17 protein-coding genes, 1 tRNA gene and 1 pseudogene are annotated in these 16441 nt (G+C 63.5%); 7 read left to right on the forward strand and 12 right to left on the reverse strand.

Features of this window, described 5'->3' with window-relative positions:
- Window positions 1–539: 539 nt before the first annotated feature.
- Complete coding sequence (locus tag ACFULV_RS05070; RefSeq protein WP_378653307.1) at window positions 540–1562, forward strand: hypothetical protein; 1023 nt, start codon at window positions 540–542, stop codon at window positions 1560–1562.
- A gap of 23 nt (window positions 1563–1585) precedes the next feature.
- Entirely contained in the window at window positions 1586–2509 is a 924-nt protein-coding gene (locus ACFULV_RS05075; protein WP_378653309.1) for an inositol monophosphatase family protein, read from the forward strand.
- Window positions 2510–2632: 123 nt separating this feature from the next.
- On the opposite strand, the gene ACFULV_RS05080 is transcribed toward ACFULV_RS05075, so the two are convergent.
- Window positions 2633–2968: a YnfA family protein gene (locus tag ACFULV_RS05080; RefSeq protein ID WP_378653311.1), complete on the reverse strand. Its 336-nt coding sequence runs from the start codon at window positions 2966–2968 to the stop codon at window positions 2633–2635.
- 144 nt (window positions 2969–3112) lie between these two features.
- Window positions 3113–4138: a S8 family serine peptidase gene (locus ACFULV_RS05085; RefSeq protein WP_378653314.1), complete on the reverse strand. Its 1026-nt coding sequence runs from the start codon at window positions 4136–4138 to the stop codon at window positions 3113–3115.
- Window positions 4139–4152: 14 nt separating this feature from the next.
- Between ACFULV_RS05085 and ACFULV_RS05090 the strand changes: the two genes are divergently transcribed.
- Window positions 4153–5247: a hypothetical protein gene (locus ACFULV_RS05090; RefSeq protein WP_378653316.1), complete on the forward strand. Its 1095-nt coding sequence runs from the start codon at window positions 4153–4155 to the stop codon at window positions 5245–5247.
- A 7-nt stretch (window positions 5248–5254) separates the two neighbouring features.
- On the opposite strand, the gene ACFULV_RS05095 is transcribed toward ACFULV_RS05090, so the two are convergent.
- From ACFULV_RS05095 to ACFULV_RS05115, 5 genes are all read right to left on the reverse strand, one after another.
- On the reverse strand, window positions 5255–5779 hold the full coding sequence (locus tag ACFULV_RS05095; protein ID WP_378653319.1) for a hypothetical protein: 525 nt from the start codon (window positions 5777–5779) through the stop codon (window positions 5255–5257).
- A gap of 262 nt (window positions 5780–6041) precedes the next feature.
- Window positions 6042–6974, reverse strand: a complete 933-nt coding sequence (locus tag ACFULV_RS05100; protein ID WP_378653321.1) for an SDR family oxidoreductase — start codon at window positions 6972–6974, stop codon at window positions 6042–6044.
- 52 nt (window positions 6975–7026) lie between these two features.
- Complete coding sequence (locus tag ACFULV_RS05105) at window positions 7027–7650, reverse strand: NADPH-dependent F420 reductase (protein WP_378653323.1); 624 nt, start codon at window positions 7648–7650, stop codon at window positions 7027–7029.
- Between the two features lie 52 nt (window positions 7651–7702).
- Window positions 7703–8326: an NADPH-dependent F420 reductase gene (locus tag ACFULV_RS05110; protein ID WP_378653325.1), complete on the reverse strand. Its 624-nt coding sequence runs from the start codon at window positions 8324–8326 to the stop codon at window positions 7703–7705.
- A 112-nt stretch (window positions 8327–8438) separates the two neighbouring features.
- Entirely contained in the window at window positions 8439–9173 is a 735-nt protein-coding gene (locus ACFULV_RS05115) for an SDR family NAD(P)-dependent oxidoreductase (protein WP_378653328.1), read from the reverse strand.
- Window positions 9174–9399: 226 nt separating this feature from the next.
- On the opposite strand from ACFULV_RS05115, the gene ACFULV_RS05120 reads away from it, so the two are divergent.
- Together ACFULV_RS05120 and ACFULV_RS05125 are read left to right on the forward strand one after the other, a co-directional pair.
- Window positions 9400–10311 (forward strand): LysR family transcriptional regulator, encoded by a 912-nt coding sequence (locus ACFULV_RS05120; protein ID WP_378653330.1) that lies wholly within the window; start codon window positions 9400–9402, stop codon window positions 10309–10311.
- A gap of 272 nt (window positions 10312–10583) precedes the next feature.
- Complete coding sequence (locus ACFULV_RS05125) at window positions 10584–10976, forward strand: hypothetical protein (RefSeq protein ID WP_378653332.1); 393 nt, start codon at window positions 10584–10586, stop codon at window positions 10974–10976.
- A 99-nt stretch (window positions 10977–11075) separates the two neighbouring features.
- On the opposite strand, the gene ACFULV_RS05130 is transcribed toward ACFULV_RS05125, so the two are convergent.
- Window positions 11076–12047, reverse strand: a complete 972-nt coding sequence (locus ACFULV_RS05130) for a DUF6670 family protein (protein ID WP_378653334.1) — start codon at window positions 12045–12047, stop codon at window positions 11076–11078.
- A 523-nt stretch (window positions 12048–12570) separates the two neighbouring features.
- Between ACFULV_RS05130 and ACFULV_RS05135 the strand changes: the two genes are divergently transcribed.
- Window positions 12571–12655, forward strand: a tRNA-Leu gene (locus ACFULV_RS05135).
- A gap of 609 nt (window positions 12656–13264) precedes the next feature.
- On the opposite strand, the gene ACFULV_RS05140 is transcribed toward ACFULV_RS05135, so the two are convergent.
- Window positions 13265–13567, reverse strand: coding sequence for a DUF4429 domain-containing protein (locus ACFULV_RS05140; RefSeq protein ID WP_378653337.1), 303 nt, complete (start codon window positions 13565–13567; stop codon window positions 13265–13267).
- A gap of 175 nt (window positions 13568–13742) precedes the next feature.
- Window positions 13743–14135: pseudogene (locus ACFULV_RS05145) on the reverse strand (alpha/beta hydrolase-fold protein); the annotation flags it as partial.
- On the opposite strand from ACFULV_RS05145, the gene ACFULV_RS05150 reads away from it, so the two are divergent.
- Window positions 14099–14272 (forward strand): hypothetical protein, encoded by a 174-nt coding sequence (locus ACFULV_RS05150; protein WP_378653339.1) that lies wholly within the window; start codon window positions 14099–14101, stop codon window positions 14270–14272. The pseudogene ACFULV_RS05145 and the gene ACFULV_RS05150 sit on opposite strands and share 37 nt — an antisense overlap.
- Window positions 14273–14303: 31 nt before the next feature.
- Here ACFULV_RS05150 and ACFULV_RS05155 read toward each other — a convergent pair whose 3' ends face one another.
- Window positions 14304–15326 carry an SDR family oxidoreductase gene (locus tag ACFULV_RS05155; protein WP_378653341.1) on the reverse strand — a complete coding sequence of 341 codons (1023 nt, stop codon included), beginning with the start codon at window positions 15324–15326 and terminating at the stop codon, window positions 14304–14306.
- A gap of 173 nt (window positions 15327–15499) precedes the next feature.
- A complete protein-coding gene (locus tag ACFULV_RS05160) occupies window positions 15500–16435 on the reverse strand; it encodes an alpha/beta hydrolase (protein ID WP_378653343.1) in 936 nt (311 codons plus the stop codon).
- Window positions 16436–16441: the final 6 nt, after the last annotated feature.

Here is a 16441-nt window from a genome sequence, read left to right on the forward strand (position 1 = left end):
GGTATCGAGGGTGAGCAGGCCACCCGGTGTAAGGACATCAAGCACCATTTGCTCGACATCGGTCAGGTTTGCCGCACCCATCGCTCCCCCTGATAGATTCGGCCACAATGGTTTCCAGCGCGGTTTAGGCGGTGGTTGGGCGGTCGGTAGCATGTCGTCTCTCGCCGGGCGCTGATGGTGCGCGAAGCCCGTCATGGCTGTTTGCTCCTATGGGCGTGGTTGTTGCCAATCAGAGTCGCAGTCGGCCAGGGGTGCTCACACCTGATGATCAGGACGAACCCCAACGGGTTTGTAGGCGGTTTGACCTGCGCAGATAGCGCGAAGGGCAGTAGTTGCCCATTTCGATGGGTAACCTCCCTGACAAATTGGTGCTCCTGGAGTGAAGGGCTGTCGGTTTGGGAAACTCATCGCGGTCACCGGACGTAACCACACGCACGACCCCCCAACTGAGCCCACAAGCGCGTGGCCGTGAGCTCGCAGCACGGGGCAAGAAACTGTGGACGGAGCTGGGGTCGGTAAAGAGCGCGGCGGCTGAGCTGATGGCCCAGTACCCGGACGTGCCGAGTTTGCAGGCACACCGCTACGCGGCTGGGCTATCCCAAGATCAGGCGGCCGCGCGCTACAACGACGTGACCGGCAACCAGACCAGCCTGGGCGGCACATCTGTCAATGCCTGGGAATCATGGGCGCGCCGCCGGGGGCAGGGTTCCCCGCCCCCGATGTCAGGTTTGCTGATCTTGTGTGCGGCTTACGGACGAGGGCCGCTGGGCGTCGCCGAGGAGCACATCAGCCCAACGGAACTGGTCGCCGAAGCCTACGAGCGGCTGCCTATCGAAGATCAACTGGCACTAAAACAATATTCAGTGGGAAAGGTTTCAAGCGAGAAACCAGCACTTGCGGCATCGCACGAGCATGACACGATCCGCAACGAGTTCACCGCCCAGCACGATCGGGTGAGCCAAATCGGCCCAGCGTTCGCATTGACGGTTCCTACTGTCGAATACGGGAACCCTGAGATAGACGTGTTCACCCTGCTAAATCCTCAACCTGGACGATTGATAGATCTGACTTGGGAAACATTTGGACACGGCGTCGAACAATTGACCCAGCAGATCAAGAACCTGGGAAGACGTCTGGATATGGATATTTGTTTCGGAGTCAATGAGGCGGGCCTGGTGATGGCCACGTTTCTTGCCTCATCCCGGTTTTCTCGATGTCGAATCGGATATTTGCGATGCAACAAGTCGCGCGACGGCATAGCTTTGGATGATGCTTCTTTCTATCCGGAAGCAAAACGCGCCCCTACGATCATCATCTGCGACTTCGAGGTCAAGCACGCTGATGTAATCGGCTACCTCGTTCGACAACTACGTGAGCGCTACCCCAAGGCTGAACTGTATTTCGCCGTCTTCGGCGCAATGACCAAAGACCGCCGACTGGACGTCGAGAATTTCGATGACTTGACCGGCGCCTCTATTATGCGCGCTGCCGAATTCGAAGCCATTTTTATTGCCGCAACGATGAGCCCTCCCGGCATTGAACCTCCATTGGAACTGCGCTAGATCCGAGCAAAGGTGACGTTTCCATGAGTGACGAGAACACAATTCAGCTGGCGCAACAGATCACCAACATGGTAACGACCATGATGGGCGAGATACGGCCTCGCCTTGTACGAGCCGCACTGAGCGGGCATCGTTCGGAAACCGAGAATGTCCGACACGACGACAACTTCTTGTCGAACTACGACTTGTGGATGCACGACCGCTACAAAGAACTTCTAGCCAAGCAGATCCCGTCATTCATATACGCATCAGAAGAGGCTGACCCACTAGTCGTGGGAACCGACCCGGAACCAGACCTTTGCATCCTGGTCGATCCACTGGATACGAGCGAATTGGCTGTTCGATCCCTGCATGGCTACACCCATATTATGGTCTACTCACGGTCTCTGAAGCGGCCGATTATTGCGGTTGTCGGCGACATCTTTCATCATGTTCAGCTCTACGCAGCCGTACGCGAAGGTGGATCTGATCGTGCCTTCATGATCACCGCGAGCGGAGACCGCCACGTGCTGAACATGCACTCGGATACCCAGCTTTCCCGAGCGCTGGTGACGAACTACTCGATGCGCCCCGACGAGCGTTTCAAGCCCTTGGCTCGACAGCAACGATTTTTGGATGCGCTGAGCGCACCATCGGAGGATGGCAAGAGAAGAGGGCGTATCGGGGTTGATTTCGGCTCCATCAGCTTGTGTCATGTTGCTGCCGGGTTCACTGATGCGACCGTCGAATTCGCAAAAGGATTTTCCATTTGGGATCTGTCGCCCGGCCACTATATTTTGCATGCTGCGGGCGGAGTGATAATCGACCTCGACGGTAACCCGATCTCGATGGATTGCGGTCTCAACAGCCTGCCCGAAATAAACAAGGCAATGAGTACGCGCCGCAAGTTCATCGCCGCCGGCAACCAGGTGCTGGCCGATCAGATCCGTGAGGCTATTCAGCAATAGGAGCGGCTCGCCCGCAACAGTTTTCGCGGTCTCGCCTACCCCGACGGTTTCCCCGGACCTGCCCAGCAAATCTGTCCATCTACCGATTGCCGCCGACGATGTGTCGTGCGACTGACTAGCCGATCAAGCGGCGCGCGGCGCGTACATGATGATCGCGACACCGACCAGGCAGATCACCGCGCCGACTGCGTCCCACCGATCGGGACGGAAGCCGTCAAGCGCCATCCCCCACAACAGTGATCCGGCGACGAACACGCCACCATAGGCTGCGAGGATGCGTCCGAAGTTGGCGTCGGGCTGCAACGTTGCGACGAAACCGTAGATCCCCAGGGCGATGACTCCGGCGCCGATCCATGCCCAGCCACGATGCTCACGCACTCCCTGCCAGACCAGCCAAGCCCCGCCGATCTCCGCGATTGCAGCCAAGACGAACAGCAGGATCGAGCGCACCACGGTCATGGGCAGAGCCTAGATATCCGGTTCAGGATGGAGGGTGACAACCACCTGGAGTCCAACGCCCACATCTGATCCGGGAACGACGCCTTCACACGCCGGTTTCGGCCTGCTCGATGCGGCGCTTGTTGCGCATCCGCCTCGGCCACTTCAATCCCTAACTGATTTCCGCCGCCGCGCCATGTACTCGATCGCAGCTGTCCGGCCGTATTCGGTCATCAAAGTAGTCGCGAGCCCTCCGGCGAGTACACACGCGACCGAGGTCCCGCTGCGGGTTCGCAGCAGCCGTCCGCGGACAGGTGCGCGGACCCTGTCGCCGCGCACGAACAGGTCCACCCGCGGTTCGCTCACACAACCAGGTAGCAGCACACCAGTCGCGGTGCATGCCCCGACGGCCAGGCACCGTGGGTCACTCGCCGGGAAGAGGATCGGCCCTGCTGCCGAGTTGCCCGCTGCCGCGATCACCGCGATCCCGGCGTGCGTCGCTGCCCGCAGCGCGGCGATCAGTCCGGCATGGGCGTCGTGCTGGCCCAGCGGAATCACGATCACGGCTGCACCCGAAGACGTCAGCCATCGAATGGCGGTGGCGACATCATCGGGCCGGATGACGCCGTCCGCCGACGCGGTGCAGGCAACGTTCAGGCGCGCACGTGGCACGATTCCGTGCAGTCGTACCACGCCCTGTCCGACCAACAGCGATGCGGAGAAGGCCCCGTGTTCGCGGAACCACAGTGGGGCGGTCCGTCCGCCACCGAACCACCGGACGGTGACGCCGGCGCCGTCCAGGTCGGCAACCGACTGATCGAAGCCGCCTTCGATCAGTCCGATCGTGAGGCGCGTCTCCCGTTCCTCGGCCATCGAGCTCGGCCACCACACGACGCGCGGATCGTGCGCGGCGGCTATCCGGGGCCGCAGATAGTCGACCGCATCGATGACGGCCGTGCGCTCGCGCTCCACCGCCGACCTCGAACTGTCGTTGATTCCGCACATCCGGAGCACTTCCTTCGATCTACGCACGGGCCACTGACTGCAGCCGTTCATCGCCTTCCACAGCAGCATGTGTCGCGAACGCGCCGACCACATCCGGGCTACCACGGTGCCCTTTTCGGTGTCAGCACCGAAGTGCGCCAAATAATTCATACATAGTGTCGAGTTCTCATCGAAGTGATGAAACACGAAAGGAAATCGACATGGCCATCAACAGCATTGATTCGCAGCTCGGCGATATCATCGATCCGAAACTGCGCAAAATTGGCGAGCGAGTAGTCCGCCAGCTCGAACTGGCGGCAGACAAAGTCGCCGCACACGCTGCCGACGCAGCGCGGTTCCCGCTGCCCACCCAACGAGATTCCGCGGAGAACATTCTGGCGGCCTGGTTCGACACCATGCCAGAAAGGAAGCGGGCCGCCGCCGGAGTCGCCGCTATCCGGCGGGTGAATACCACTGCGATCCGCACGGCGCATCTCGGGGAACTGGCCGGGGTCGATCTGCAGACACGGACTCCGATCGCCTCGCAAGGCTCCGCTTTCGCCATCCCCAACCTGAAGTTCTCCGCTGCGGACCTCGCGAAACTGCAAAATTCGGCGTTCCTCGGCACATTGGGCGGGATGATCCCGCAGCATGCGCCCGCTCGAGCGACGCGGTCGGACAGCCTCCTGCTGCGGGTGACCCAGATCCGCTGCGCCAACGAGACCAACAGCCCGTTCGGCGGTCATATCGGCGAAGACGACATGTGGCTCGGTGGCACATCCGTCGATGAAAGTGGTGACACAAAAACCATCAAGCCGATCAAACTCGGAAGTTTCGACAATAAGGACGTCAAGCACTACAATCCCCCGCGGACCTTCACGAACTTCAATATCACCGAGCGCGGAAATTCCTTCCCCAAGGCCTATCTCGTGACACTCGTGCTAGTCGAACGGGACAATGGTAAGGCCATGCAAACATTTCTGGACCGGGTCACGAAGGAGATCAAGAAGCAGGTTCAGGACGCTCTTGTCAAGGTGGGCAAGACCACCGGAGGGTCGTTTGGGCTGGTGGTTGGAACCATTGCCGCCTGGGTATTCGGTGAGCTGATCGACTACATTTCCTCGGGATGGCGGGACACTGTATTCCGGCCCCTCACTGTAACTGCCCACATCGGCTCGTACGACAGCGTATGGGTCAGCTCCGGCCGCAAGGACAGCACGGATCGAATGCTGGAGACCAAGGCGCCGCAGGCGCGGTATCAGCTCTGGTACGACTGGTTGCTGTACAACTCCGCAGCCGGGTTGGGAATCATCTAGTGCCGCGTCAGGCGACCTTGGTTGGGTAATTCGACCGCCGGATCTTCGCACCGACAGTGAAGTTCGGGTCGGGGGCTCGCTGGTTGTGCCAGCGGGTGTTACCGCCGATCGCCGCAGCCTGCACGACATGGCTGCGGCGATCGGTGCCGTTGAGCGCGAAGCAACGGAACGCCGCGAACTCGCACTCGATCAGGTTCAACCACGACGAATGGTTCGGCACGAATAACTCGACCTCAATGCCCACACACCATTTCCGCACCTCACCGCACTTGTGGACCGAGTAGTTGTCCAGAGCCAGATGCAAGCACCCACCCAGCCAGCGAGCCCGCAGCGGCTTTACGAACGCCAAGTGCCCTTCCATGTTTCGTGGCCAGAACACCCCACCAGCTTGGATGAACTGCCTCGGTGTTTTCGGGGCGGTGTCAGCCGCAGCCGGGCGCCCATGGCCGGGCTGACGGCGCAACAATTTCTGATCAAGGTGGGAGGCAACATTCACCTCGCCCTCGAGCTGTGCGCCATTGCCAGACGGCACTCGACGCCGCGGCTCCGGCCATCGGGGGTGTTGAGGTGGTACCACTCGCTGGGGTGAGACGTTTGCTACGCACCCCTGCTCACTCGGTCGGGTTGGAGCAAATTGGCGGGTGGAACGGGTTTTCTTGTTCTCTCACAACAGATTTCGATTTCCAGGGATGTGTCGGCGCAGCGGGTTGAAAGTCCGCTTCGCCACAGCGAACTCACGATTGAGCGTGGGTGGTGCCACCCGATCGTGCAGCAGTCCCTTGTGATCAGGCTCCCTACCCGGGGAAGTAATGGCCGTTGTCCAAATCGGCGAGCAGGCCGGGCTGAGTGGGTTCCCAGCCGAGGGCTCGGCGGGTGATGTGGTTGGACGCCGGGTAGCTCTGCGTGACTATGTTCGCGAGGAACCCGAAGTATCCCGGCACCATCAGTACATCCGAGGGAATGCTCACGACGGGCAGGCCCAGTCGGCTGCCGATGGCCTCAGCGATATCGCGGAGCGGGATGCCCCCCTCCCCTACCGCGTGCCAGTACCTGCCGGCCGGCCCCTTCTCCAGCGCCAGGCGGAACACGGGGGCGATATCGCGGACGTGCACGGCGTTCCACAGGTTCGCGCCGTCGCCGGGGTAGCCGACGAAACCCTTCTCCTTCGCGAGCGCGATCAGCTGCACGAGGAACCCGCCACGATCGGTCGTGCTGTGCGCGATGTTGGCAAACCGCACGACCGAAGACCGCACTCCCTGCTCAGCGAGGTCGACTACGGCGGTTTCCACGACGTTGCGAACCCGCAGGGTGCCCTTGTACTCCTCACCACTCGGAAGGGCCGCGTCCTCCTCGGTGGCCGGTCGGCCCAGGTTCCCGGCTGAGCCGATGCTCCCCGCCGCAACCAACGGCTTTCCGGTTCCCGCGAGTGCCTCGCCGTAGGCGAGGATGATCGGGAGTTCCGCGGCGGCCACGGCGTCGAGCCCGCCGGAGGGAAGCAGGTCTTGCCTGTGCGCGACGTGAATGACGCCCCCGGAATCCGCGGCCGCGTCTTTGAGCCCGTCGAGATCCTCGAGATCGCCGCGACGTACCTTCGCGCCGAGCGCGGACAGGGCCGCCGCGGCCGTGTCCGACCGGGCCAGGCCGGTGACCTCGTGCCCGGCGGTGACGAGTTCGGGGATGATGTGCGAACCGGAATAGCCGGTCCCGCCAGTGACGAAAACACGCAATTTACTGCTCCTTATCGGTGATGCGGCGGAAGAGATGGCGGTGCGCGCCTACTCAGTCGGCGATGCCGACGCTGAGGGCGACGTCGAAGCTCCCCACGCCGTGGCGAGCCAGGCCCATCAGCAGCGGACCGACTCCTTCCAGCCAGCGAGCCATCTCGAGTCCGCCGACATCGAGGGGACGCAGTCCGAGGCTCTCGACAAACGCCGACACGCCGGCCTTGGCCCGCGCGTCATCTCCGGCGAGGAATACGTCCAACAGACGGCCCTGGGCCATGACGTGCCCGAACACGGTGTTGAACGCCTTGACGACGTGCACGCTCGCAGGGGCGACCTTGGCGATCTCCTGCGCACCGGACGTGCCGTCCGGGGTGACAAGCCCGGTGGCGTCGGCGTTGAAGGTATTGGTGATGTCGATGATGACCTTGCCGGCCAGCGCATCCCCGTATTGGGCGACGACCGACACCGCGCTGGTGTAAGGCACGGCGAGGACGACGACGTCGCCGGCAGGGACGGTGCCGAATGTCTTGGCCGTGGCACCACCGCCGAGCGCGGCAGCCAAGCCCTCGGCCTTGGCGGAGTCGCGGCCGAGGATCTCGACAGTATTGCCCCCAGCGACCGCGCGAGTGGCGATAGCGCGGGCCATGGTTCCCGAGCCGATGAAACTGATGCTGCTCATGGGGTATGTCCTTCCTTCTCAGGTCCGAATCGAAATACAGGGGCCCGGGGGCTCAGCCGGTGAATTCGTTGACGCCGACGGCGAATTCCCAGTGGCCGACCCCGTTGTTTGCCAGGCCCACCGTGACCACGCCCATTCCTTCCAGCCAGTGCGCCATTTTCAGGCCGCCGACGTCCATCGGGCGCAGTCCGAGGCTCTCGATGAATGCCGCCACCCCCGCCTTGGCCTGCGCATCGTTGCCGGCGATGAAGATATTGGGCCGGCCGTTCTCCAGGACATTGCGAAAGACGGTGTTGAACGCCTTCACCACGCTGACGTCGGACGGAGCCACCTTGGCGACTTCCTGCGCGATCGAGGTTTCCTCGCTGTGGGCCAGTCCGTCGAACGCGGCGTTGAAGGGGTTGCTGATGTCGACGATGACTTTGCCCGCGAGTGCGTCTCCGTACTCGGCGACGACCGGAACGACACCGTCGTACAACAGGGCCGTGATGACGATGTCCCCGGCCGGGACGGCGCCCCACTTTCCCACCGTCGCACCGCCGCCGAGAGCCTCGGCCAGGTCATCGGCCTTGGCCTGGTCGCGGCCCATGACCTCGACGATATTGCCGCCCGCTACCGCGAGCGTGCCGATGGTACGAGCCATGTTCCCCGTACCGATGAGGGTGATGCTGCTCATGAGATGTGCCCTCTCGCTGTTCTATTGGTGTCGCTCTGTCTCGTTCATGCCGGTCGAGCGCAGGGGCACCGGCCACTACGTTCTCGAGCCGACGGCATTGCTGGGGTGTGGTTCAGATGGCGGTGGTGCCGCCGTCGGAGACCAACTCCAGACCGTTGACATAGCTGGAGTCGTCGGACGCGAGAAATAGGGCGACGGTAGCGATTTCTTCTGGGCGGCCCATTTTCCCGCGGGGGATGAGCGACTCGAATTCGGCTCTGGTGGCCTCGTCGAACAATTCTTCTTGTTTGGCGGTGGCGACCTGGCCGGGAGTCAGGACGTTGACCCGGATCTTGCGGTCACGCAATTCGTTGAGCCAGACGCGGGCCCAGGCCTGTTGGACGGCTTTGCTTCCGGCGTAGAGGCTCCAGCCGGGGAAGGCGCCGAGGGAGGCGTTCGATCCGGTCATGAAGATCGAGCCGTTGTCGTTGATCAGCGGCAGCGCCTTCTGCACCGTGAACAGGGTGCCGCGCGCATTGAGCCAGAAGGAGCGGTGGAACTGTTCCTCGGTGATCTCGCCGAGGACCGCGGGTTCGCCCATCCCGGCGCTGGCCCACAGCACGTCGATCGAGCCCTTTTCCCGCTTGACGGTGTCGTACAGGCGGTCCAGGTCGTCCAGATCGGACGCATCACCCTGGACGGCGGTGACGCCGCGGCCGATCAGCTCGACGGCGGCATCCAGTGCTTCCTGCCGCCGGGCCTGGATGAAGACGTGCGCTCCTTCCTCGACGAACAGTTTGGCGCCGGCCAGTGCCATGCCGGTGGATCCGCCGGTGATTACCGCTACCTTGCCATCGAGCTTTCCCACGATAACTCCGTTGAATTGTTGGGTATCCGAAACAGTTCGGTTGTTTGTCGCGCTCGTCAGTGCCGTCGAATGACGCGATGGAGGGAACCGATTACTGACGTGCGAATTCTGGTTCAATTCCGAATTCGCTTGCGCCCCATGAACGATGCCACTGGGTCGAGTTGGCGTCCAAGACCCATTTCAGCCGTGGTGATACCTTGGAGGCATCACCGGACCAGGAGGCGCCATGGATCTGGATCTGCGCAAGTTGCGTTACTTCGCCGCCGTCGCCGACAGGCTGCATTTCGGCCGCGCCGCCGATGAGCTGCACATCGCGCAGCCGGCGCTCAGTCGGCAGATCCGTGCGCTGGAACACGATCTCGGCGCAGCGCTGTTCACCAGAGATCGCCACGGCGTAGCGCTGACCGACGCGGGCCGACAACTGCTGGCCGACGCCGGTCCGCTGCTCGCCTCCGCGCACGCGGTCCGGCGCCGGGTGGCCGTCGCCGCCCGCGGCAGCCATCGGCTGGTAGTCGGCTTTCGGGCCGGCATCCCGGTCATCCCAGCGGCGCGGGCGTTCGAGGCTCAGCATCCGGACGTGGTGGTGGACGTGCAGCGAATGGAATGGGACGACCAGGCCCCGATGCTGCTCGACGGCCGCGTCGACGTCGGCTATGTGCGGCTGCCCATCGACGAGACCGGCCTGCGCCTGACTCAGCTCTACACCGAGCCGCTCATGGTGGTGCTGCCCGCCGATCACCGGTTGGCAGGCAAGGAGGAGGTCTTCGAGGCCGACCTGGCCGGTGAGTCGCTGATCTGGCATGCCGACGCGAGCACGCAGCCCACTACGCGCCCGCTCCCCGACTCCGGGCTCCGGGTGCGCGGCGTGGAGGAGAAGCTCGAGCACGTCGCCGCCGGCCGCGGAATCTCGTTCGTGGGGCGTTCGGAGACCCTGTTCTACTCACGTCCGGACATCAGCTACGTGCCCGTGCCGGATCTGGCGCCCGACCAGGTGTACCTCGCGATGGCGGCATCGCGCACCTCGCCGCTGGCCGACGACTTCTTCGCCGCAGCCCAGGCGACGGCTGAGATCACGGCGGAATGCGGGAACTATGAAATGTGGCGGCTTCAAAGCGATGCGGTTTCACAGCACGGCTGAGGGTCACATTGCATCGGCCAGTTCGCCGAGGTTCGCGAATCTCTTGCCCGGCACGGCCATTCGACCATGGCCCAATTCCTCACGAGTATCGGCGCAGCCTGGTACGCGATCGCGTTGGACGAGATCATGGGGTGGGAGCAGGAGCGGGTGGTTATCGAAACGGCCCGCCAGACACCGACGCCATGAGCTCGGAAGCGTCGTCGTGGCGAAGTCGTCGTTTCGCGAGGACACTGAGGGACGGAGCACCCAACTCGTCCCCAGGAGCAGATGCGATGGCTACCAATGAACCTTTCGGCATCGATCCGCAAGATTTCGAACGTGCGCTGCGCGAGGCAGGAACCGAACTGCGCGACCTGCTCGGAAAAGCTGGCGACTATCTGAGCCGCGTAGATCGTGCCGACGTCGGTTCACTGACGTCGCTGTTCGGTCCGTTGTTCCAGCCGGAGCAGCCACGCCCACCGATGCCCGAGGGCGAGACCACCGGTGACACCGGCAGCGGGGTGTGGGCGATCTTCGGCATCGACGACACCGGCCAGGCCGGCGTCGACCAGGTATTTCCGACCGAGCTCGAGGCCTTACGCGCACATCGCGACAACACCGACGATCGCCGACGGGTGCGGTTTCTGCCCTACGGGGTTCCGGCAAGCGTGTTGGACGAACCCTGAGGGACCGGACAGCTCCACGGCGTCGCGCGACGCCGTGGATGCCGAATCGCGGTGAACATTTCGGGTCGAGACAACGACGCTCGAGTGCTCGTGCCGGGGTCACTGCCCCGGTTCGCAGTCGATCCACTCCAGGTAGCCGCTTCCCGTGACTGAACGTCGGCCCTGCCACGTTCCTCGGTAGGTGTAGGCGCCGACATAGCCACGGCCGTGCCCGTAGCGGAGCGGGCTGTCGACTTCGGCGTCGAATGTCAGGATCTCCGCACCCGCCGCATCGCGCACCCGCCAGCGCAGTTGTCGCGGGACGCGCATCGGGCGGCCGCGAGGATCGACCAGGGGTTTCGGCTGATAGGACAGGACCGTCATGGCGACATCGTCGTAGACCCGCGTTGTCCCGTCGAGACACCGCACATATGCGAGCCGGCACGCGACCGCGCCGGCGGCGCGAACCTCGGTCAGCAGGACCTGCGTCGAACTGTCGAGGTTGATGATCTGGTAGGTGAAGAAATCGACGGGGAGCTTGCGTTGTGTCGGAAGCGCCTGTGCCGTAACCGATTGCGGCGACATACAACGGGCGTATTCGAACGTGCACAACGTCTGTTCGATGGCGACCGTGCCGGTCTTGTCGGTCAGGGTTCCGGTGGCGGTCGCGAACAGGCTGAGGTGGTCGTAGACGGGGGTGCGGACGAACCACGAAACCTGGTCCGTCGCTCGAATATCGAGACTCACGTCGAAATCGTCATACTGGCCGCGGACGTGGAAGTAGGGATACGCCCCGGTGATGCTGAGGTCGCGGCCCCAATCGAGACGGGAGCCGTCGTCGGCGAAAGAGCAGTCGCGTCCGGTGTCGTAGGCCCGGTAATGGTGGTGTCCCTCGGCGGCAGTGGACGACAGGACAGTGGCCGTGTCGCGGGCGTCATCGGCGGCGAGGTAGTCGTTGTCGAAAGCCAGTGCACCGGTCGCGCCGATCAAGGTCATCGTGTTCAGGTAGCGGTGGGGACCGGGTAGCTCGGGGAGGAACACTCCGTAGTGCGTCCATGCCCACCGCCGGGACTCGGCATGCGGTCGCATCATTTCCGGTGCCCTGAACGGCCTGGTCGAATCCTGGATGCGCGAGTCGATACGCGGCAGGACTACGTCCAATATCGGGCGTGCGAGACGATCGAGTACGCGCGATCGACGGTCGGCTGCGGTGGGCTGAGAGAGTGCCGTGGGGTGTTCCATGAGCGCCATTGCTCCTTTGCTGGACGGCCGGGCCCGCGCCTGCCGGCGCGAGCCACATGTGTGTGTTACCGATAGTCACGGGTAGAATTGACTGATTGGTAAATTACGCTCGGCACTCCGGCCCGTCAAGAGCGGCCGAATGTTATCCATCGGCCGCCCGACCTGGGTTACGCGACGGAGCGGCCGCTCCACGGCAGCCAACCGGCACACGGACGGTGCCGATCGCAGACCAACGCCGAACCGCAGCGCGAAGCATCGATATCCCGCGTCGGACCGATCTCAGCGATGGAGTGCAGAACCCGAACAAACAGCAGGTCAGCTAGGCGATTTGGTTTCCGACGGCGCGTCGGATAATCTTTTGGCACACCAGCAAGTCCGGGTGGCGGAATGGCAGACGCGCTAGCTTGAGGTGCTAGTGCCCGTATTAGGGCGTGGGGGTTCAAGTCCCCCTCCGGACACAATTTTTTTCATCGCATTACCCCTCTGACCAGCACATATGGCCGTGTGCCACTGGGGACAGCCGAGTCGGGTAAGTCGCAAAACCGCAGGCAGGAGCCCGTGGGGGTTCAAGACGGGTCAATCTGAGAGATCCTTAAGAAGCCGACGACATCAGCGGGTCATGGAACCCTCTACCGCGGAGGCCTTGGGCCGATCGAGTCCACCGCAGGCAACCCTGACCAGGCCACCACTGCCGAAGGTGGACCCACTGCAGAAACCAGGCCTGCCCCAGAACCCTTTGCCGACGCGCGCCACTCTCCGAGACGCCAGCACGGAACCGGCAGAGCTCGAAGTCATCGTCCCGACGAATCCGCCCGACCTCACACCAGCCGCGGCTCGCGCATTGATGCATCGCCTCACCAACTTCGCGAACAGGCCGCTAGAGCCGAACCCCGCGAAAACAGATGTCGATCCCACGGCATAGACCGAAGGCAAGACCTCATACCGCCTCCACGCCCCGTCCCGACGAAAGACCCGAGCGCCTCGCAGCTTTGGCCGCGACGATCAGAAGCACTCACAGTCTGCATGCTGGTCGACAACAGCGCTGACCCGGCAGATGGGCTGCCCCTTCAGGCTTGACAGGATTCGAACCCGCGACCACCTGGCGCGGCCTTGTGGGTGAACACGACAGTGTCGGGGTCACCGGTGGCCTGTGAGCCGAGCTCCCGTATCGGCCGTCCGCCCAGCCCCAGCTGGATGTGCCCGTTGACCAGCCGGGTCGCGTCCTTGAACCCCACACCCGAGATCGCCGGCAACGGGATCCTGCGATCCGGTCCCGACGTGCCGCCCATCCGGGCCACCATGCCCGTGCGTCTGATGATCAACGCATCGCCCACTACCTCGATCTGCCCGTTGAGTCCGGCGTACTGCACGCTGCACACCTCGCTGTCATCTCGTGTCCGTGCGTTGCCCGTCGCGGTCGAGGCTGGCAGCGTTACAGACCCGTCCGGCAACCATCCTCACGAGCTCTGACTCTAGCGTGCCCCGATCAACGGAGATCACGTTGTCGCGCTGGAATTTCGGTGGACACACCCGAACGGCGTCTGGTTACAGCTGCGGCACCGTGTTCCTGGAGGACACGAGTGCCGCGGGTCGCAGCCGAACGATGATGCCATCGAGATCCAGGGCGAACATGTCGGGCCGGAAGGTGTGACCGCCGGGCAACTCGTGCCATTCGTGCGGTATGTCCGCGTCGCGCAGGCGTGCCCGGAACTCCCGCTGGCCCGCGAGCACCTGGGTCTCGTTCACACTGTCGAACCAGTTGAGCGGATCCGGGCTGGTGCCCGCGGCCAAGAAGATCCGTTTGTTGCGGTAGCGTTCGATCTGTTCGATCGGATTGTCCGCGCTGACCTTGGCCTGGTTCCAGAACGGTGCGCCGTAGATCGTGCCGCCCGCCAGGTCCATTGCCGCCGACGACACGTTCGCCCAATGCGCGACCAGGCGTCACCGGGAACACGTTCCTCGACGTCGATGTGCTGCGCGCCGAGGGCATCACCGATCTCTCGCCCTACGGTGGCGTAGGCGATCTGGAATACGACATCTTCGTCGACCCGCCTCACAAGCGTCATCGCGCCTGAGGACCGAACGAATATGGGCCCGTCGCGTGCCTCAGGCGCGCCGCATCGCGCGCCCTCCGACCCACTTTGCTCCCACCGCACCCGCGGCACCGACCCAGATCAGACGCCGAACGGCGGGGTGCGTCGCCAACCATGTGTAGGGACTGGCAGGGAGGGCTTGCTTGCTGAAATCGCCTTGCACGCGGGCATCTCCGCTGGTCTCGTAGAGATTGCCGTCGGCGTTCCCGGCTGGCTCGTCTGTGCGCTCCAACGGAATACCGAACTTGGCCAGGAAAGCGTCGGCCACCCTCGGAGTGAGGTGCTGGGTCACCTTCATAAGTTTGGCCGCGCCCCCGGCATAGAGATCGCGCACCGGGTGAGCGGCGGCGAACAGCACACAGTCCGCAACGACGGACGGATCGTAGAAGGGCGGAGCGCCCTTCGGTTTCACGTCCATCTTGTTGCGGCCGTTGGTGAAGAAGGGCGTGTTGATCGCGGCCGGTTTGATGCTGGTGACGGAAACCGGCGTGCCCGAAGCTTTCAGCTCGCGCCGCAGCGCATCGATCATTCCTTCCACCGCGTGCTTGGACGCGGCATAGGCGCTGTTGAGCGGCATGGAAATCACCGTCTCACCCGATCCGACCGATACCAGCGCACCGCTCCCGGCACGCCGCAGGTGCGGTAGTGCGACCTGGAAACCGTGCACCTGCCCCATGAAGTTGACCTCCATGAGCCGACGGAATTCCTCGGGCGTGGTCTCCTCGAAATCCGCGTAGACGACCGTCGCGGCCACCGCGACCCAGGTATTGATGCGACCGAATGTCGCCACGGCCAGTTCGGCAACGGCCTCGACCTGAGTTCGGTCGCTGACGTCACAGACCGCGTAAACTGCTTCGCCGCCGGCGTCCTCGATCTGACGTACGAGTGTCGCGAGGCCTTCCTCGTTCCGCGCCGCGACCACGACCTTGGCTCCTGCAGCGGCTAGACGAAGTGCCGTCTCCCGTCCGATCCCGCTGGATCCACCAGCGACGACAACCACCTGCTGTGCGAGCGGTTCTAGCTTGATCCTTGCCATGTGCGTCTCCCCAGTCCAACCCTTGTCGATGATTACGCATAATGCTTTATCTGCGTATGACAGGCGCATACCCGCGTTCGCGGTCGCCAATCAACGGCACGGGGGTCTGCCCGGCGAGACAGAGAGACGGCCCCGCATCGAGCCCGGTCGTCACCTGCGAGGTAGATCTCCGTTCAGAGGTGCTTCTTGAAGAACGGGATGAGATGGTCCAGCGCCTGCGAGACCGCTTCGGGCTGGTCGTAGAGCTCGTAGTGGGACACCCCTTCCAAGACGACGAGTTCCTTGTCGTCGGAGGCGGCACGTTGGTAGAGCTCGAAGGCGTCGCGGTAGGCGCCGAACGCGCCGGGCTTGTCGCCGACCACGATGCACAGTGGCTGGGTGAGCAGGATCTCGGCGCGGGTATACGCGTCCCAGCCGACGAGACGGGCTTGACGGGAGAACAGGAAGCTGGTGAGGCCGTTGGGTTTACGCCCCCGATCGGTCTTGTAGTACTCGGTCGCCTCGACCAGATCGATATCGGTCAGACCCGCCTGCGCGGCCGCTTCCGGAGACGGCGGCAGCAGATCGTTGACCTGCTCGGACGTGCCACGTGCCTCTGCGGTGCGTTGCGCGGCCATCGCCTCGAGCGCGCCGAGCGGGTCGTACTCGGTGAACCCCTCGAGCATCCGGCGCCCGACGTTGGCGCCGGTGACGGTACCCAGCGCCTTGATACGTCGTTCTGTCATGGTGGCGTTCACCGCGTAGCCGCCGCCGCCGCAAATCGCGAGTACCCCGATGCGGTTCTCGTCGACCCATGGCTGGGTGACCAGGTAGTCGATGACATAGCTGAAGTCCTCGGTACGGAATCCGGGGTCTTCGATCAGACGTGGTTCGCCGCCACTGTCGCCCTGGAAGCTGGCGTCGAAGGCGATCGCGACGAATCCCTGCTGAGCCAGCGCCGTGGCGTAGATATTGCCCGAGGTCTGTTCCTTGCAGCTACCGGTGGGGTGGGCGCTGATGATCGTGGTGTATTTCTGTTCGGCGTCGAACCCTGGCGGATAGTAGATGTCGGCCGCGAGGTCCCAGGCCAGGGCCTTGATTCGGACGTGCTCGATGTTGTCGGTTGCCATGAGCTT

Source organism: Nocardia sp. NPDC057272 (assembly GCF_042668615.1).
Classification (GTDB): domain Bacteria; phylum Actinomycetota; class Actinomycetes; order Mycobacteriales; family Mycobacteriaceae; genus Nocardia.